At 34.3% G+C, this 19,861-nt stretch carries 16 protein-coding genes, 2 tRNA genes, 1 rRNA gene and 1 riboswitch; all 19 genes read right to left on the reverse strand.

Features of this window, described 5'->3' with window-relative positions; all coding sequences use genetic code 11:
- A 16S ribosomal RNA gene (locus BN4220_RS00075) occupies positions 1-222 on the reverse strand; the annotation flags it as partial.
- Between the two features lie 532 nt (positions 223-754).
- Positions 755-843 (reverse strand) — tRNA-Ser (locus BN4220_RS00080).
- A 151-nt stretch (positions 844-994) separates the two neighbouring features.
- A tRNA-Ser gene (locus BN4220_RS00085) sits at positions 995-1,080 on the reverse strand.
- Positions 1,081-1,169: 89 nt separating this feature from the next.
- Positions 1,170-1,868, reverse strand: coding sequence for a 2-C-methyl-D-erythritol 4-phosphate cytidylyltransferase (gene ispD / locus BN4220_RS00090; protein ID WP_347477039.1), 699 nt, complete (start codon positions 1,866-1,868; stop codon positions 1,170-1,172).
- Positions 1,869-2,322: 454 nt separating this feature from the next.
- Positions 2,323-3,345: a tRNA (adenosine(37)-N6)-threonylcarbamoyltransferase complex transferase subunit TsaD gene (gene tsaD, locus BN4220_RS00095; protein WP_347477043.1), complete on the reverse strand. Its 1,023-nt coding sequence runs from the start codon at positions 3,343-3,345 to the stop codon at positions 2,323-2,325.
- A gap of 100 nt (positions 3,346-3,445) precedes the next feature.
- The gene (locus BN4220_RS00100) at positions 3,446-4,033 is read right to left on the reverse strand and encodes a DUF6715 family protein (protein ID WP_066711873.1); all 588 of its coding nucleotides are present in this window, start codon (positions 4,031-4,033) and stop codon (positions 3,446-3,448) included.
- Between the two features lie 64 nt (positions 4,034-4,097).
- The gene (locus tag BN4220_RS00105; RefSeq protein ID WP_066711874.1) at positions 4,098-5,012 is read right to left on the reverse strand and encodes a ribonuclease Z; all 915 of its coding nucleotides are present in this window, start codon (positions 5,010-5,012) and stop codon (positions 4,098-4,100) included.
- A 129-nt stretch (positions 5,013-5,141) separates the two neighbouring features.
- Complete coding sequence (locus BN4220_RS00110) at positions 5,142-5,387, reverse strand: hypothetical protein (RefSeq protein ID WP_066711876.1); 246 nt, start codon at positions 5,385-5,387, stop codon at positions 5,142-5,144.
- 63 nt (positions 5,388-5,450) lie between these two features.
- Positions 5,451-5,885 carry a ribosomal protein S18-alanine N-acetyltransferase gene (gene rimI, locus BN4220_RS00115; protein ID WP_066711877.1) on the reverse strand — a complete coding sequence of 145 codons (435 nt, stop codon included), beginning with the start codon at positions 5,883-5,885 and terminating at the stop codon, positions 5,451-5,453.
- Positions 5,886-5,899: 14 nt separating this feature from the next.
- Complete coding sequence (tsaB, locus tag BN4220_RS00120; RefSeq protein ID WP_066711880.1) at positions 5,900-6,616, reverse strand: tRNA (adenosine(37)-N6)-threonylcarbamoyltransferase complex dimerization subunit type 1 TsaB; 717 nt, start codon at positions 6,614-6,616, stop codon at positions 5,900-5,902.
- Between the two features lies 1 nt (position 6,617).
- Entirely contained in the window at positions 6,618-7,052 is a 435-nt protein-coding gene (tsaE, locus tag BN4220_RS00125) for a tRNA (adenosine(37)-N6)-threonylcarbamoyltransferase complex ATPase subunit type 1 TsaE (RefSeq protein ID WP_066711881.1), read from the reverse strand.
- A 15-nt stretch (positions 7,053-7,067) separates the two neighbouring features.
- A complete protein-coding gene (locus BN4220_RS00130; protein ID WP_066711883.1) occupies positions 7,068-7,574 on the reverse strand; it encodes a YcxB family protein in 507 nt (168 codons plus the stop codon).
- A gap of 282 nt (positions 7,575-7,856) precedes the next feature.
- The gene (locus tag BN4220_RS00135) at positions 7,857-8,618 is read right to left on the reverse strand and encodes an ECF transporter S component (RefSeq protein WP_082811919.1); all 762 of its coding nucleotides are present in this window, start codon (positions 8,616-8,618) and stop codon (positions 7,857-7,859) included.
- Between the two features lie 202 nt (positions 8,619-8,820).
- Positions 8,821-8,938, reverse strand: a riboswitch (FMN riboswitch).
- A 306-nt stretch (positions 8,939-9,244) separates the two neighbouring features.
- A complete protein-coding gene (locus BN4220_RS00140; protein ID WP_066711884.1) occupies positions 9,245-11,605 on the reverse strand; it encodes a Tex family protein in 2,361 nt (786 codons plus the stop codon).
- A gap of 216 nt (positions 11,606-11,821) precedes the next feature.
- Positions 11,822-13,576 carry an ABC transporter ATP-binding protein gene (locus BN4220_RS00145; protein ID WP_066711886.1) on the reverse strand — a complete coding sequence of 585 codons (1,755 nt, stop codon included), beginning with the start codon at positions 13,574-13,576 and terminating at the stop codon, positions 11,822-11,824.
- Between the two features lie 67 nt (positions 13,577-13,643).
- The gene (gene pfkA, locus BN4220_RS00150) at positions 13,644-14,633 is read right to left on the reverse strand and encodes a 6-phosphofructokinase (RefSeq protein ID WP_066711888.1); all 990 of its coding nucleotides are present in this window, start codon (positions 14,631-14,633) and stop codon (positions 13,644-13,646) included.
- 99 nt (positions 14,634-14,732) lie between these two features.
- Complete coding sequence (locus BN4220_RS00155; RefSeq protein ID WP_066712768.1) at positions 14,733-18,248, reverse strand: DNA polymerase III subunit alpha; 3,516 nt, start codon at positions 18,246-18,248, stop codon at positions 14,733-14,735.
- Positions 18,249-18,648: 400 nt separating this feature from the next.
- Complete coding sequence (locus BN4220_RS00160; protein WP_066711890.1) at positions 18,649-18,903, reverse strand: HPr family phosphocarrier protein; 255 nt, start codon at positions 18,901-18,903, stop codon at positions 18,649-18,651.
- A 15-nt stretch (positions 18,904-18,918) separates the two neighbouring features.
- A complete protein-coding gene (gene whiA, locus BN4220_RS00165) occupies positions 18,919-19,860 on the reverse strand; it encodes a DNA-binding protein WhiA (RefSeq protein WP_066711892.1) in 942 nt (313 codons plus the stop codon).
- Position 19,861 lies beyond the last annotated feature (1 nt).

A 19,861-nucleotide genomic window follows, 5' to 3' on the forward strand; every position in this document is an offset into this window, starting at 1 on the left:
GACAGTTGTGTCATGCGGCACTACTGTTTTATGCGGTGTTAGCAGTCGTTTCCAACTGTTATCCCCCTGTATGAGGCAGGTTACCCACGCGTTACTCACCCGTCCGCCACTAAGTCACTTAAGCTTCTCCCCGAGGGGATCCACTTAAGTGCTTCGTTCGACTTGCATGTGTTAAGCACGCCGCCAGCGTTCATCCTGAGCCAGGATCAAACTCTCAAAAAAAGTTTAATCTTTAATTCAGAACAATGCTGACAAAGTTTTATTTTCATAAAACTCACTAAAAAGTTTAGCTTGCTTCTATCTCTAGAAGCTGTCATCTTGTTTCCGTTACTGATTTTAGGGTTGTGTCAGATCTTGCGATCCTCCACAGTTCTATACCAAACATCTCTGTCTGGATTTTTATTCTCAACGAATTTCAAGGTTGTTTCACTGTTCAGTTATCAATGTTCTTTATATGAATGATCATTTTATCAACTTCTCATTCATACTTTATACTAAAGATTAGCTCTAGTATTTTATCATCATTTCAAAGGCTTGTCAAACATTTTTTTATTCATCCAAAACTTTTGAAATCTTACTGATTTAAATCAGCTTTGCAATTATATCATATCGTTTTCCGATTGTCAACTGCTTTTTTCAAAGTTTTTCGTTTTGTTTGAATTGTTTGAACTTTTGAAACAGCTTGTATATTTTAGCACGCTTTTAGCGGCTTGTCAACTACTTTTTTCATCTTTTTTCAGACTACTTAGTAGAGCGGAGAAAGAGGGATTTGAACCCTCGCGCCGCTATTAACGACCTACTCCCTTTCCAGGGGAGCCCCTTCAGCCTCTTGGGTATTTCTCCATTTTTATAATTCTAATGGCAATCTAGAATTAGTCTTTTTTTGCGTTTTGTGCAAACAAAAAACCACCTATAGTTCTCGGCGGTTAAGTTTACTTAAAACAAAACACTTCAATATAATGTTGGATAACTCACAAGGTTTTGTGAATTATAGCGGAGAATGTGGGATTCGAACCCACGGTCCCTTTCGGAATCACTGGTTTTCAAGACCAGCCCCTTAAACCACTCGGGCAACTCTCCGTTCAATGCTTGATTAGTTTAACATATACTTTTTATCCTGTCAAGCACTTTTGATCATTTTTTTTAAATTTTTATAACAATATGTCAAATTACATTTTTTTACGAAGAAAAACCTCAGCAATGCTTATATCTTCAGGCGTAGTTATCTTTATATTTTGATAGCTACTTTCAACGATTTTAATAGGTATATCAGTACATGTTTCAACTACCATAGCATCGTCTGTAACTATAATATCTGTTCTCTTTAATATCTCTTGATACGCATCCATAAGTACCCTATAAGAGAATGCCTGTGGTGTTTGAACATTGTAGACATACTTTCTTTCTGGAGTCATCAATACTTCTTTATTGGAGTTCACAAGTTTTATCGTATCTTTTGATGGTACAGCAAGTATACATGCAAATGATTCTTTTACTTTCGCAACTATTTTTGATATAAGCTCAACTGTAATTAACGGCCTTGCTCCATCGTGTATTAAAACATATTTACTATCTGTTAATGCTTTCAATCCCTCAAATACGGACAAATAACGTTCCGATCCGCCAGTTACGATTTTAGTAACTTTATGAAAACCATATTTTTCTACAATTTCAGATTTACAGTACTCCTCTTCACCATTCCCAACCACTAATACCACTTCGTCTACAACACTATTTTCAAATGCATGCAGAGAATAATAAAGCATAGGTTTCCCCAATAACTCCATATATTGTTTTGGTGTAGTGGTATTCATTCTTGTTCCTTGACCAGCAGCAAGAATAATTGCACTTACTTTCTCATTTTTCATCATTGTCCCCATTTAACACAATATTTATTAATAAATCTCTTTTAATCTATCTTCTTAACATAATTACGTTTACACAATATAATTAATTTACCTTGAACATCAGCTTTTTTAAGGTTGTACAATATTTCATACAGACTTGAACAACAGCTTATTTTGTGTTGTTCCATATTTTATACAGCCTTAGACAACATCTATTTAACGTTGTTCCATATTTTATACACTCTTAGACAACATCTATTTTGCGTTGTTCCATATTTTATACACTCTTAGACAACATCTATTTTGCGTTGTTCCATATTTTATACACTCTTAGACAACATCTATTTTGCGTTGTTCCATATTTTATACACTCTTAGACAACGTCTATTTTGCGTTGTTCCATATTTTATACAGCCTTAGACAGCGTCTATTTTGCGTTGTTCCATATTTTATACAGCCTTAGACAACGTCTTATTTAACGTTGTCCAATCTTTAAATTAGGAACTGCATTTAAATCCAGTCCACTACGTTTACCGTTTTTATAGTCATAATAAGCTGCAGTACCAATCATAGCTGCGTTATCTGTACAATACAGAGGAGAAGGATAAAATAATTTTAACCCTTCCTTATCACAAGCTGCTTTCATAGCTGCCCTTAACGCCGAATTTGATGCAACCCCTCCAGCGATAGCAACCTTATCCATGCCATATTCTTTCGCTGCTGCTATTGTTCTAGTAACTAAAACATCCACTACCGCTTCTTGAAAAGATGCTGCTATGTCTGCTTCATTTATCTCTTCCTTCTTCATTTTACACAAATTGATATGATTTAATACAGCTGATTTTAAACCACTGAAACTAAAATCAAAAGGTGAGCCTTCAATATGTGCTCTTGGAAATGCTATCGCATCTTTATTACCTTCTTTTGCTAACTTATCAATTTTAGGACCACCAGGATATCCTAGACCAATTGCTCTTGCCACTTTATCGTATGCTTCACCTGCAGCATCATCATGAGTTCTTCCTATAATTTCATAAGTACCATATTCTTTGACTAAAACTAAGTGTGTATGGCCACCTGATACGATTAAACATAAAAACGGAGGCTCTAACTCTTTATTTTCAATATAATTAGCTGAAACATGTCCTTCTATATGATGAACTCCTACAAGTGGAATGTTTGTTGCATAACTAATTGCTTTTGCCTCTGCAACTCCAACTAATAAAGCACCCACCAACCCTGGACCATAAGTTACACCAATTGCATCAATGTCTGTAAGTTTTACATTTGCATCAATAAGTGCTTGTTCTATTACTTGGTTTATCTTTTCAATATGTTTACGTGATGCAATTTCAGGCACAACTCCACCAAATAATGTATGCAAGTCTATCTGTGAAGAAATTACATTGGATAATACTTCTCTACCATTTTTAACAACTGCTGCTGCTGTTTCGTCACACGAAGATTCAATTGCTAATATTAGTACATCTTCTTCCATCATTTATTTCCTTTCTACTATCTACCATATAATTAGGGTTGTTGTATGATTTATAAAATAGTTCATCATACTACAACCCATGCTTTAGACATTATTTTAATTATTTAGGCTCGTCTGATTCTACTTCACGAAAACCTACGATTTTCCATTCAGAGTTTTCATCCTTCCTTAAAAGGAACTCTTCATACGTTTTAAAATAAGATGAACCTTCTTTTGTTGTATAGGATACACTCATCCTAGCGTAATCAATTCCATCTTCCGTCCATGTAACGGCACTATTTGAAGAATTTACTTTATAACTTGTAATTTTCCTGTCGTAAGATCGATAATCGGCAATATCTAGCTTCAAATCATACAGATATTCCTCCAACGGATTATTATCAAGTAATTCTTTATCATACATGATACGTACTTGATTTACTAACTGTTCAATCTCTTTATCATTCACATCCCCACTATACAAGCACTTTGTGTATCTGCTATATAATTTAACTACCTCTTTTGGCGTTGCAGGATATGATGTTTTTAAATCTTTACTAATTAAATGCTCCGCTTCCGTTTGATTGGCTGCCGTATTCTTTGCACTTTCTGTTACTTTTGATATAAAAAAATAACCGCCGATAACGATAATACCAACAATCATAAACGCAAGATAATTTTTCCCTGTCTTTCGTTTTTTCTTTTCCATACCATCTACCCCTTCCTATTGGTATGAAGTTTCTTACTCATCCCTCAATTCGTAAAAAACTTTATTACTCATTTTTATCAAATTCTAAAGTAATACTCTTCTTATCTTTCCCCGCTTTCGCTGCTGCAAAGATTTCTCTTGTATCCTTCATAAACTCCTCAGGATATATTAATGATGGGCTATAGTGAGTTAACCATAACTCCTTAACATTCGCTCTCTTTGCCAAATTCGCAGCTTCATAAAATGTCATATGCTTATGTTCTAGCGCTTTTACTTCTTTTCCTTTTTCTCCATACATGCCTTCGCATATAAACAAGTCCGATTCCGCAGCATTCTCAACAATTGCGTCAACAGGTCTTGTATCTGTACAATAAGTAACCTTTATTCCTTTTCTTGGAGGTCCTAAAATTAAATCTGGCGTATAAACTTGTCCATTTTTTTCTATCGTAGCACCTTTTTGTAACTTACTCCATAGTTCCTTTGGCACATTGTTTTGTTGTGCTTTTTCAGGTAAAAATCTACCTGCTCTTTTTACCAATAGACTGTAGCCATAACAAGTTACATTATGATTCACTCGAAAAGCTTCTATCACATAATCTTTTATCTCAATTGTCTCATGAGATTGTGTTAACTCTATAAATTTAAGTTCAAATGGTAATTCCGGTGCAATAACGCGAAGTGCATTTACCACACGTTCTAATCCCTTTGGACCGATAACTGTTACAGGCTCTGTTCTTTCTGCATTGCCCATTGATAATAATAATCCTGGTAATCCACTAATATGATCACCATGGTAATGAGTAAAACATATTACATCTATAGAATGAAAGCTCCATCCTTTTTCTTTGATTGCAATCTGTGTACCTTCTCCACAGTCAATCAAAAGACTACTTCCATTTAATCGTGTCATTAATGCGGTCAACCATCTTCCTGGTAACGGCATCATTCCACTCGTTCCTAACAAACATACATCAAGCATTCATTTTCTCCGCATTTTCTCTTATTTTCTATGGTCTATATTAGCATATTATGTATCGTTAAGCAAGAAATAATTCCTACCTAACAACCCTGTAAAAATGCTCTGAGGCCTTGAACATGCCAGTACATGTTACAAGACCTCTGTTTTTTTTGAAACTCTTATTGGTATTTTAAATTGTGCTATCATATGTTCATAACAAGGCTCACAAATCGTGAATTTGTGTATTTCTGTATCTCTATTCGAAAAATATCCCCACTCTTTCGTTGCTTCAAAGGCATCTTCCATTAAGATTCCTTTTTCCATCCGTAAGTTTCTTCCACATACATTACAAACTACCGTATTTTTTATTATCCGACCCTTCGCTAACCTTGGCATCACGAAACCTCCTTAGCATTATAATATCAAACTTGGTCTAACTTTCACAGTGGTAATGTTACCCTATTCCTGTAGCCACATGATAACTGCATTTTCGGTTGGCTTAGTATAGAAATCTTTTCGTCCCCCTACAGAGTTAAACCCTAGAGATTCATAGAGATGAAGGGCACTTTTATTACTTTCTCTCACTTCTAGTGTAAAAGACTCCATACCCTTTTCTCTAGCTAAGTGAATGAGTTGTGTCAACATTAACTTTCCTATTCCTTGATTTCTATTTTCCTTACGTACTGCTACATTGGTTATTTGCCCTTCCCCTGCAATCCCCCACACACCGCAATAGCCAACAACTTCATCATTATCCACTACCACTAGATAAAGATTATTTTCACTTTTCGTCTCATTTAAAAAACTTTCAGCACTCCAAGGACTAGAAAATGTATCATTTTCTATTATAACTACTTCTGGGATGTCCCTCTCTTCCATTCTACGAATTATCATAACACACCTTCTATCTAATTCCCTGACTCATTCTTTTGTTTTTCCGCTAATTCTCTCTCAGCTTGGGAAAGTCTAAGATAGGTTGGAACATGTCCCATTGCTGTTTTCATCGTATTTTCATTGTAATACTTAAAGGCAAGAGCTCCAACAGAACCCGCTCTTTGTTTTGCAACATGGCTAGGGGCAAATAAATGTGGAACTGTAACTAATTCTTTGATTTGTTCTTTATAAGCATCTACACCATCTCCGAGAAAAACAACTCTTTTTTCTAATTTATTTACCTTATCTATAATCTCTGGTAATTCTACAACACATTGCTCTTCTAAAACTGTAAACTCACCTTCTTTAAACGCATAAAGGCCAGTATAAACTTGATTTCTTCTGGCATCCATTAACGGACAAATCACAGTGTCAAGAGAAAAAACATTATATGCTAAAGCATCTAATGTAGGTATTTCTATAATTGGTTTATCAAGTGCTAAACCAAGTCCCTTTGCGGTTGCAGAACCAATTCTTAATCCTGTAAAGGACCCTGGCCCTTTGGCAATTGCTATTGCATCTATATTTTTTAGATCTATCTCTAACATTGTTACTATTTCATCTATCATAGGTAATAATGTTTGAGAATGTGTCTTTTTATAATTTACGGTATATTCAGCCAGCATAGCTTCCTCTGTCATAATAGCTACAGAGGCAACAAGACCTGAGCTATCGATTGCTAGTATTGTCATTTTAGTTTCTCCCTTCCTCTTCGATTACTATATTTCGGTAATCAAACCCTTTTGTTAAGTCTTTTTCAATTCGTATATTAGTTCGTTTCTTCGGTATCAATTCTTCGATTAATTCCGCCCATTCTATAAAACAAACACCATTTCCATAAAAATAATCTTCATATCCGATCTCATCCATTTCTGAAAGATCAGAAATACGATAGACATCAAAATGATAAAACGGTATTCTACCTTCATGATATTCTTGTACAATAGTAAATGTAGGACTACTTACTGGCTCATTTATACCAAGCCCTTTTGCGAAACCTTTTGTAAAAACGGTTTTTCCAACTCCTAAGTCCCCATCTAAACAATATATCTCACCTGGCTTTGCCTCTACTCCTAGACGAAACCCAAGCTCAAATGTTTCAGTTTCATTATAACTTTCAAAATTCATACGATCTTTTCACCTCTAATTCCTTAATTTACAATGTTTATCCGCTACGTGCTTCCTAATAAGGTCTTTCACCACTTCTACTTTATCCTCATATTGTTCTTTCGGTAAAATATAGGCTCTCGTAGGTGATAAGTAAATGTAAAAATCTTTTTTTGTCTCTATCACTTTACGTATCTGTTCCCACTCGATCGATAATTTTTCTTCTCCTTGACTAACGAAAACCCCTGGATCATTTATTTTATAATCTAACGGTTTTAAAAACATTGGTGTCAATTTTACCTGTTTTGCTGCCTTATAGTATAAATAAATAGGATTAATAATCGTAAATAGTGCTGCTACTATTAAGAGCATTCCATTACTAACCTTAGAATTACCTCCAGCACCCATTAAATATAAAACAAAGGCACCGCCGCTAATAATAAGATTAATGACACCTGAGATTCCAATATAGGCATGTCTCATAAGAAATCGGTACATATCTTTAACGTTCATCAGTATTTGAAACTTAGCTTCCTGATTCATTCAATCCTCCATGCTGCTGTTAAGCAGATTATTTTTTAGGAAAAGCAATCTTTATGCACCTTCCATATGATAGCATATATTCTTTTATATTCTATCACAATTTTTTTAAATTTTAACAGTTAAATTAAATTTTATTGAAAATACATTCCTAATATACAGTATCTTACAATATTGGCAGATTTATATATAGATAGCAAATTAATTTGGATTTAATTTACTAAAATTAAAAAAGCAGGAAATTAAGAGCCTTTTTCTGCACTCTCAAAATTCCTGCTTTTCATCTTATTTACTCTTTAAGATATAGCTTATTTTTTTATATATTATCATAGTAATAACACTTACCATTGCATATTTAAAAATATTAAATGGCGTTACTCCAAGTAATATAAACGATGACATACCGCTTATTAATTGGTTCTTTTCTGTTCCTGCATCAATAAATGTTGATATTGGAGTCCCCATCACTTCTGCATATTTTGGCAACAACATGTATGCATTTAATATTCCTCCAGCAACAGCAGCAATTAACGTACCAATTCCTAGACCTATGATTGCGTTCTTTCTAGACTTTTTTAAATAATAAACAAAAGACGCAGGTATGACAAATGCACAACCAATAATGAAGTTCGCAAATTCACCAACAAATGCTGTGTATGTTCCATTGATTAGTAGATTTAGTAATATTTTAATAAATTCAATTACAATACCAGCAACAGGTCCTAATGTAAATGCACCAATAATGACTGGTAGTTCACTAAAATCAATGGTGTAAAAAGATGGAACAAACCATAATGGAAATTTAAATAGCATTAATACCACGGAAATCGCTGCTAACATTGAAATTATGGTCATTTTTCTAACTTTTTGACCTTTCATACTGCCTTTCGTACCTGTTTTTTTCCCAATCAAGACTTCTGCTGCGTATGCCGATGCTAACAGCACTACAACTACTAAGACACTTAGTAAAAGGAAACCCACATTACTCGTTGCTACCTCTGCTAAATGGTTTAACTTCTCGCCTACAGATTCAAATACATTTTTCATACTAATATTCTCCCTTTTTTACAAAGGATTTTCCTCGATTTCGCTTTTACAAGTGTACAAAACAAAGAATTTATGTTTTATTTTCCATAAATAAAAAGCCCTAGATATACTCTAGGGCTAAATGATTCTTTCTTCATACATAACGATTATATTAAATATCCTATTAAAACATAGAATATTGATATAAGCGTTCCATGTAAAAGCGTTTCTTCTCTCATCCAGACTATACTGTCGGTTTTGGAATTTCACCAAATCAACGAATAAATTCGTTCGCGGACTATACCGCCGGTCGGGAACTACCCCCTGCCCCGAAGAATTTCCTTATTTATTTTGACACTATTTTATTCCATTCAATATGAAAAGTCAATAGCGTTTCTGTTTAAATCTATGACCATAGTTACTACCCTTAGTTATTATCTATAGCAGAAACTATGAGTTATAGCATTGCTATTACCTTTTAGCTAATAGCTGTTAACTAATAGTTGTTAGCTAATAGCTGTTAGCTATTGCTTTTCCTATTGTTATTCTATTTCTATTGCTATCGCTAGTGATAGTGATATTACTATTACTATTACTATAACTATTACTATTTCTATGAACTATAATATTATATCGTTTACTCCAAATTATAATATCATAGACAACTGAATACGTTTCTTGGCTAAATCTACACTTAATACTTTAACTTCAACAATGTCACCAACGCTTACAACATCCAGTGGATGCTTTACATATTTTTGTTTTGACATTTGTGAAATATGAACTAGACCATCTTGGTGTACCCCGATATCAACGAATGCACCAAAATCAATTACATTACGTACGGTTCCTTTTAAGATCATTCCATCTGTTAAGTCTTTCATATCTAAAACGTCTGTACGTAAAATAGGCTTTGGCATCTCTTCACGAGGATCTCTTCCTGGCTTCTCTAATTCTTTTACGATATCAAATAATGTGATTTCACCAATTCCTAATTCAGAGGCAAGCTTCTTTTTATCTTTGATCATTGTACTTAATCTAGATAATCCTTCATCTTTTACTTCATTGTTAGAAACCTCAAGTGCCTTTGGTGTCTCTTCTTGCTTTACAATAGAACCACCATCTTGGATTGCTGCTAATAAAGCTTGGCCCATTGCAGTATTGGTATTCTTTAAGCGTATTCCTTTATCATTTCTTTTTCTTTTTGGAGCTTGTTCTTTTGTCTCCTTTTTCACATCATTTGATGCTACTTTTTGTCTTGCTTGTAAAGATTTAATATCTTCTAGCTCAAATCCCAATGACTGCAATAATTTTTCTGCGGCTTCATAAGACTCTGGATGCACGCTTGTTGAATCAAGTGGATTCTCACCATCATTAATACGTAAGAAACCTGCACATTGTTCAAATGCCTTTGGTCCAAGTTTAGATACCTTAAGTAACTGCTTACGGTTCGTAAATTTACCATTTTCCTCACGATAAAGAACTATATTTTTCGCAACCGTCTTTGAAATTCCTGATATATATTCAAGTAAGGATGCAGAAGCAGTATTTAAATCTACACCTACTTTATTTACACAATCTTCTACCACACCACTTAATGCATCGCTTAATTTCTTTTGATTCATATCATGCTGATACTGTCCAACACCAATAGACTTTGGATCAATTTTTACAAGCTCTGCAAGTGGATCTTGTAATCTTCTAGCAATAGATGCAGCACTTCTTTGGCCAACATCAAAATTTGGGAACTCTTCCGTTGCAAGCTTACTAGCAGAATATACAGATGCACCAGCTTCATTTACTATGATATATTGTACTGGCTTATCTATTTCCTTTAACATCTCTACTATGATTTGCTCGGATTCACGAGATGCTGTTCCATTACCAACCGAAATTAATGTGATATTGTACTTATCAATTAAATCTTTTACGATAGCTTTTGTTTCTTCTACTTTCTTTTGAGGAGCTGTAGGATATACCACTACCGTATCCAATACTTTTCCTGTTGCATCTACTACTGCTAATTTACATCCTGTACGGAATGCAGGGTCCCAGCCTAAAACAACTTGTCCTACAATTGGAGGCTGCATTAATAACTGTGTGAGATTTTGACCAAATACTTTAATTGCGCCATCTTCTGCTTTTTCTGTTAAATCATTACGTAACTCTCTTTCAATGGCAGGACCAATTAAACGGTTATAACTATCTGCAATTACCTTTTTTAATACCTCTTCCGTATTTTCATTTTTATTGGTAATTACTTGTGCTTCTAAGTAACTTAGTATTTTATCTACAGGAGCATTTACTTTAACCGTAAGTATTTTTTCTGCCTCACCACGATTTAATGCAAGTACTCTATGCCCAGCAATCTTACTAATCTTTTCTTCAAATTCATAATACATTTCATAAACAGATTCTGTTTTCTCATCTTTTGCACTAGAACTTATACTACCTTCTTCAGAGGTTACTTTTCTAATATGAATACGATAATCTGCCGCATCTGAAATATTTTCTGCAAGAATATCCATTGCCCCAGCTAATGCTGCTTCTGCTGTTGGTACTTCTTTTTTCTCAGAAACGAATGCTAATGCTTCTTCAAGAAGTGGTTTTGTTGTCTCTTGTTTTAAAATGATTTCAGCAAGTGGTTCCAATCCCTTCTCTTTTGCTATTGTAGCTCTCGTTCTTCTCTTTGGACGATATGGACGATATAAATCTTCTACAACAACTAATGTAGTTGCGGCTAAAATTTGTTCTTTTAACTCTTCTGTAAGCTTACCTTGTTCCTCGATACTTGATATTACCTGAGTTTTCTTATCCTCTAAGTTTCTAAGGTAAGTCAAGCGATCATTTAAATCACGTAAAACCTCATCATTTAAGGAACCAGTTGCTTCCTTACGATATCTTGCAATAAAAGGGATTGTATTTCCCTCGTCAATAAGTTTCACTGCTGCTTCTACTTGTTCTAAACGTATACCAAGTTCATCTTTCAATTGATTAAGAATATCCATACTAACCTCCTACTGCCGTTAGACAGCTTAATTCTTTTAGTAAAAAGCACTCTCGGTGCTTTTTGTTGGTTGAAATACAATTTCACAGTTGAAATACAATTTCAACTTAATCTCTTTCTATTTTTTTGTCTCTATCGTCAAAAGTCTTCTAAGATTAATTTCTTAAAAGACTCTTGATTTAGAACTGTGTAATAACTTTTATTTTAATTCTTTTGTTTATTCAATAATTTCGCTTTTGCTAAAGTTCATATTATAAAGAGATGCGTAAACTCCACCCTTTTCTAATAATTCAGTGTGTGTACCTTTTTCTTTGATTCCTTCTTCTGTTAAGACAATTATATTCTGAGCATTTTTAATCGTAGATAAACGATGCGCAATAACAAAAGTGGTTCGATTCTTCGCTAAACGCTCTAAGGATTCTTGAACTACCTTTTCACTTTCATTATCAAGGGCTGATGTTGCTTCGTCAAAGATTAAGATTGGAGGATTCTTAAGGAAAACTCTTGCTATACTTAATCTTTGTTTTTGTCCACCAGATAGTTTTACTCCTCGCTGTCCGATATCTGTATTATACCCATCTGGCAATTCCATAATAAAATCATGAGCATTTGCATTTTTTGCTGCTTGTACAATTTCTTCTTCTGTAGCACCTAATTTACCATAGCCAATATTATCCGTTACAGTACCTGAGAATAAGTAAACATCTTGCTGTACAATACCAATATTTTTACGAAGTGATTTTAAAGTGATATCTCTAATATCGATACCATCGATTGTAATGTTACCACTGGATACTTCATAAAATCTTGGTATCAAACTACACATAGTTGTTTTACCAACACCAGAAGAACCTACAAGTGCCACATACTCTCCTCTTGCTACATCAAGATTAATATCTTTAAATACTTCGGATAAAGATTCATCATATTTAAAGGAAACATCATGGAAAGAAATATCACCCTTTACATCTTTTAATTCAATTGCTCCATCTTTATCAACAATGTCTGGGTTTGTCTCCATGATTTCCATGAATCTTGAGAATCCAGTAATACCATTTTGGAATTGTTCTGTAAAGTTAATTAATTTTTTAACTGGTTCGATAATGCTATTTACATAAAGTAAAAATGTGATTAAATCGCTAAGTACAATAATGTTGTCTGCAATCATTAATCCACCACCAACAATAACAGCCACATTGATTAGGTTTGTAAACAATCCAAGTCCTGAATGGAAGGTTGCCATTTGCCAATATGCATGACTCTTACTGTTAACAAAACGCATATTACCTTCACTAAACTTTTCAATTTCTCTTTCTTCATTTGAGAATGATTTAACAACACGGATACCAGATAAGTTGTCCTCAATTTGAGCATTAATATCAGCAATTCGTTCACGATTTTTACGAAATGCCCTGTTCATTCTTCCCTTCATAAAATAAGCAAAAATAAACATGAGTGGAAGGAATGTAAATAATATAAGAGTTAAAGCCCAGTTAATTTGAATTAATATGATAAATGCACCAATGAATTTGATGATAGAGATAATTAAATCCTCTGGACCATGATGACAAAGTTCTGTAATATCAAATAAGTCATTCGTAATACGTGTCATTATTTGACCAGTCTTTTGATTGTCATAATAATTAAATGATAGTTTTTGGAGATGCTCAAAGATTTCATTTCTCATGTCAAATTCCATCTTTGCGCCCATGATATGCCCTTTATAGGCAATAAAAAAGTTACAAAATAGTTCGATTAATGCTAAGCCTACCATTAAAACAGCTAGTTTAATAATTACTTGCACTGCTGTATTAATCTCGTAATTTGGTAACACCGTATTTGTGATATAACGTACAATCATAGGATATACCAAGGAAATACCTGCTGCAACTAACGCACAAAGCATATCTGCAAAAAACAGTCCCTTATACGGCTTGTAATACGATATAAATTTTTTTGCTCGATTATTCATTTCTTTTCCTTTCGCAATAAAAGAGCGTATCCCTCTCCATAAGTACCAGAGAAACACGCCCAGTTTATTATCTAGATAATTTCTTTGACATTTCGTATAGATATTGATTTAAATCTTTTGTCATTGCAAGAGCCTCATCGATATCATAATCTACGAATTCGCCATGTTTATATGCCACAACACGATTTGATCCTCCATTTGTTAAAATATCAACAGCCTTTGAACCCATAGCTGAGGCATATACTCTATCCTTACATGTTGGACTTCCACCTCGTTGAATATGACCAATAATTGTTGCCCTTGTTTCCATTCCTGTCGCTGCTTGGATACGTTTTGCCATTCCATAAGAATCGCCTACACCCTCAGCATTTACAATAATATAATGTTTCTTTCCGCTTTTTTTCTTTTCTATTATATTTTTTATAATTCTCTCTTCATCGTTGTCGAAACGTTCTGTTGTCAATATATCTTCTGCTCCATTAGCAATACCGCACCATAAAGCTATATACCCTGCTTTTCTACCCATAACCTCAATAATACTACAACGCTCATGAGAGGTTGAAGTATCACGAACCTTATCAATAGCCTCCATTGCAGTATTGACAGCAGTATCAAAGCCTACCGTATAATCTGTGCATGCAATATCAAGATCAATTGTACCTGGAACAGCTACTGTGTTGATTCCTCTTTTAGCTAATGCCTGAGCGCCTTTAAAGGAACCGTCACCTCCAATTACAACTAAACCGTCAATCCCATGCTTTTTACAGATTTCTGCCCCTTTATCTTGTCCTTCCTTAGTAACAAATTCAGGACAACGTGCTGTATATAGTATTGTTCCGCCTCTTTGAACGATATCAGCTACGGATGCACCATCCATATCTATAATATCTTCTTCTAATAAACCAGTGTACCCTCTTTGAATTCCTTTTACCTTTAATCCGTAAGACATTGCTGTACGAACTACCGCACGAATTACTGCATTCATGCCAGGGGCATCGCCTCCGCTTGTAAGTACCCCAATTGTTTTTACTGTCTTTTCCCTGTTTGCCTCTACCATAGTAATTACCTCCAGAAGAATATATTGTTAAATATTTGACATACAATTAATTAGTTACAAAATTCTACGAAAATTTTAATATTGACTATTGTAACCTTTTTACTTCCTTTTTTCAATACTCTTTTCAATAACTCGGACGCTTTCTTTTGAAAACTTCTCACCCAGCCTTGATAGTAGATCGGTATTTACTTTAATATTTTTACTCTTAGGCAATCTTTTTATAGCTTTTTCGCCTTCACAATAGATTACAACCGAATCATTTCCGTCATAATCTTCTAAAATACGATAAAGGTTTTGTTCATTTTGCATAAAGTCATTTTTATCAGCAAATCGTATCCACACTTCTTTTGGTATTTCTGAAAAAGGTATAACTTCTGTGCATATTAATTTAGCAGGTTTATCTTCCTCCATAGCAACTTTTCCCTTAATTAATAACTTTTCATCCACATCAATCATGTATTTATACTTTTCATAATCACGTGGGAAAATAATTATTTCAAGAGTTCCAAATAAGTCCTCGATCGTAATAAATGCCATAACACTATTGGTTTTAGTAGTCTTTAAGGTCTTTGATACAACCATACCACCAACTACTTCGTACTCACCATCCGATACTTTTATCTCGCCCGTTTCCTCATCCATTGCAAAGTCTAAGGTAGAAGCGGTAGTATTTTTCTTAATTAGGTTTTCAAATGCTTCTAACGGATGACCACTGATATAAATACCAAGTACTTCTTTTTCAAATGCCAATAATTCATCTTTGCCGAATTCACCAACATCCGGTAATTGGTATTCGTAGTTGATTTGTTCTTCTTCTGGTGCAAAGTCAAATAAGGTCATTTGCCCAGTCAGTGCTTTTTTCTTTTCCTGATTAACACTGTCTAATACACTTACATATACTTGCATTAATTGCTTACGTGTACCTGGAATACTATCAAACGCTCCCGATTTTATAAAGCTTTCTACCGTACGCTTATTTACTTCTTTTCCAGACAAGCGTGTTGCAAAATCACTTAAACTTTTATAATTTCCATTTTCATTGCGCTCTTTTACAAGGGCTTCAATGACTGGTCTTCCAAGTCCTTTTATCGCAGATAATCCATAGCGAATATTATTCCCTGATACGGTAAATACAGCATCTCCTTCATTGATATCCGGTGGTAAAATTTCAATTCCCATCTGTCTACATGTATAAATATACTCCGCTACCTTTGTTGGGTTATCAATTACCGATGTCATAAGTGCTGCCATAAATTCTACTGGATAATAGCACTTTAAGTATGCTGTTTGATAGGATACAACAGCATATGCTGCTGCATGTGATTTGTTAAACGCATACTTTGCAAAGTCTGTCATTTCATCAAAGATATGATTCGCTACAGTTTCTGAAATACCTTTTGCAATACAACCTGGAACGCCTTCTTCCTTGTTACCATAAACAAAGTTTTTACGTTCCTGTTCCATAACGGAGGCCTTTTTCTTAGACATTGCACGGCGAACCAAATCACTTCTACCATAACTATAACCTGCAAGATCTCGTACGATTTGCATAACCTGTTCTTGGTATACAATACATCCATAGGTTGGTTGTAAGATCGGTCTTAATTCTTCACACTCATATATAATACCGCCAGACTCATTCTTTCCTTTGATGTACTTAGGAATGAAATCCATAGGTCCTGGACGATAGAGTGAGATACCTGCGATAACATCTTCTAGACTCTGTGCTTTTAATTCCTTCATGAAACTCTTCATTCCAGCACTCTCTAACTGAAAGATTCCTTCTGTCTTACCAGAAGCAATTAATTCATAGACTTTTTTATCATCGTAGTCAATCTTATCAATGTCTAGCAATTCTATCTCATCTTCATTGGTTATACCCTTTAAGGCAGCTTTTCTTCGAATATCTTGATTAATTAGTTCCACTGCATTTTGGATTACCGTTAAAGTTCTAAGACCTAAAAAGTCCATCTTTAAAAGACCAAGTTCTTCTAAGGTCGTCATTGTAAACTGAGTTGTTATGGTATCATCGGATGCTCTTGATAATGGTACATATTCATCTGCTGGGGCATTACTGATAACTACACCTGCCGCATGCATTGATGTATGTCTTGGAAGTCCTTCTAGACGTCTTGACATATCAATTAATCGCATCACGTCATTATCTCTATCATATAGTTTTTGTAAATCAGGATTTGAAATCAAGGCTTTTTCAATTGTAATTCCAAGTTCCGTTGGAATCATTTTCGCTACGGTATCCACTTGTGCATAAGGCATATCTAGAGCTCGCCCTACATCACGAATAACTGCCCTTGCTGCCATGGTTCCAAATGTAACAATCTGAACCACACGGTCCTTACCATATTTCTTTACTACATAATCAATAACTTCTTGTCTTCGTTCAAAACAAAAGTCAATATCGATATCCGGCATTGTTAATCTCTCTGGATTTAAGAAACGCTCAAATAAAAGATTATATTTAATTGGATCGATATTGGTAATCTCTAAGCAATAGGATACGATACTACCTGCCGCACTACCTCTTCCTGGTCCAACCATAATAGAATTATCTTTTGCATATTTGATAAAATCCCATACGATTAAGAAGTAATCAACAAATCCCATACTATGAATTGTTTCAAGTTCGTATTTTAAACGCTCTTTTAATTCCACCGAAGGATTGTCATATCGTCTGTTAAGACCTTCTTCGCATAATTTGCATAAATACTCCCATGCGGTAAAACCTTCTGGCACATCATACGTTGGTAACTTATAATTTCCAAATTCTATATCCACATGACAACGCTGAGATATCTTATATGAATTTTCAAGAGCTTCTTGCGCATATGGGAAAAGCGCATACATCTCTTCTTTCGATTTCATATAGAATTGGCCACCTTCATAGCGCATGCGATCTTCATCTGTCACTTTTTTCTGTGTTTGTATACATAGCAAAATATCATGAGACTCAACGTCACTCTCGTATGTATAATGAACATCATTAGTGACAACTAGAGGTATTCCTGTCTCTTCACTTAAGCGAAGCATTCCTTGATTCACAGATTGTTGCTCTGGATAACCATGGTCTTGTAATTCCAAGAAGAAATTATTCTCTCCAAAAATATCCCGAAAGCGAAATGCTGCAACTTTTGCTTCTTCATAAAATCCTTTTCTTAAATTAACTGAAACCTCTCCTGCTAGACATGCTGATAAAGCGATAATCCCTTTTGAATACTGTCTTAATACTTCGTAATCGACTCTAGGTTTATAATAGAATCCTTCTGTAAACCCTCTTGAGACAATTTTCATTAAGTTGTTGTATCCTTCATTATTTTCTGCCAAGAGTATCAAATGGTAATAGCGATCATCCGATACACTACCTTCTTTTGAAAATCTTGAATTCGGTGCAACATAAACTTCACACCCAATGACCGGATTGATGCCTTCTGCATGGCAAGCCCGATAAAAGTCAATGACACCATACATTACTCCGTGGTCTGTAATTGCAAGACTATCCATTCCAAGTTCTTTTGCCCTTGCAACCATTTCTTTAATTTTACCGGAACCGTCTAATAAACTGAACTCTGTATGAACATGCAAATGTGTAAAATTCATAACCATCCATGCCTTTCTATAAAACATTGTATTCGCATTTAAATAATTTATCCTATATTTTTATTTTTCTTATATGCTAATACAATGAAATTCGTAAATTTATAACAGTATTCGTTGTATTCAATCATGAAAGTATACATTCATGATCTTGTTACCTTAGTCCACTTTCATTATAACATAATTCTTGTTTCATTCCTAATGTTTTTCGAAATTTCCAAACTTATGTTTGTTTTAAGGAGATATTATATCAATAATTAGATTACAAAAATCTTATTTCATGCACTATTATAGCGATTTGTATAAAAAGAAAAACTTAATGGTTAATAGCCCCTCTACTAGCTTGCTATAACCATTAAGTTTTATATATTGCAAATATCTTTCATCAAATGTAATCTAAACTTTATTCCCCACATAAATACTTTTCAATGTTCAACATTGCTACTTCTTCATCTACACCATCAACGATTACGTTAATTTCTTCTCCTGCTGGAAGTCCAAGGCTCATCATACCCATAATACTTTTGGCATTGATTTTCTTTTCCTCACATTCCACATAAACATTACTTTCATACTGACTTGCAACTTGTACCAATAGGGCAACTGGTCTTGCCTCTAATCCAGTAGGTATTTTGATAACAATCTTCTTTGATAACATAGCTTGTCTCCTCCTTTACATCCTCAAACCATCTGCAATACAACTTAGTTTCTTTAATCTATGATTTACCCCTGATTTTCCAATTGGCGGACATAACATATCCCCCAGTTCCTTTAGCGATGCCTCTGGATAAGAAATTCTAAGTTTTGCCACATCCTCTAGTCCTTCTGATAAACCTTCAAAACCTATGGTTTCCTTTATAAAATTTATATCATCAATTTGCTTGGTTGCTGCCATTACTGTCTTATTAATATTTGCCGCCTCGCAGTTCACCTGCCGATTGATGGAGTTGCGCATTTCTTTTAAGATTCTTACATTCTCAAAATTCATTAACGCATTGTGTGCCTCCATAATATTAAGTAAATCTACTATTTGTGAACCCTCTTTTATATATACAACGTGATATTTCTTTCGAACTACTACTTTTGCATCTATAAAAAAGGAATTGATAATGTCAATTAACTGATTTGCTCTTTTACTATCTGGTAAAACGATTTCTAAGTGGTACGCCTTTTCCGGGTCACTCATAGATCCTGCTGCCAAGAATGCTCCTCGTATAAATGCCCTCTTGCAACAAGTATTTTGAACAACCAAATGATCCGTGTAAAGTCCAAGTTCCTTGTTCTCTAATCTATAACAGGAAAGTTTTGTGGTCAACAATAATCGTTCTACTTCTCGGCCTTCCATACGCAAAATATATAAGTTGCTATGTTTCGCCGACATGTTTTTTCGAATTTGAATATCCGTATTAATATTAAATGTTTTTTTCACTAATGTAAAGTATTTTCTTGCAACCATTATATTTTCTGTTTGCAATACAAGAGTTTTTATTCCAAAATCATCAATGATTAATTTCCCACATACACTTAACATCGCTGCTATTTCAGCAATACAGCAATGTCTTGCATTCGAAGATTGTCTTGATAACTCTTCTTTAATAATCTTTGAAAATGTCAAC

This window comes from Clostridium sp. Marseille-P299, from assembly GCF_900078195.1.
Taxonomy (GTDB): Bacteria; Bacillota; Clostridia; order Lachnospirales; family Lachnospiraceae; genus Lachnoclostridium.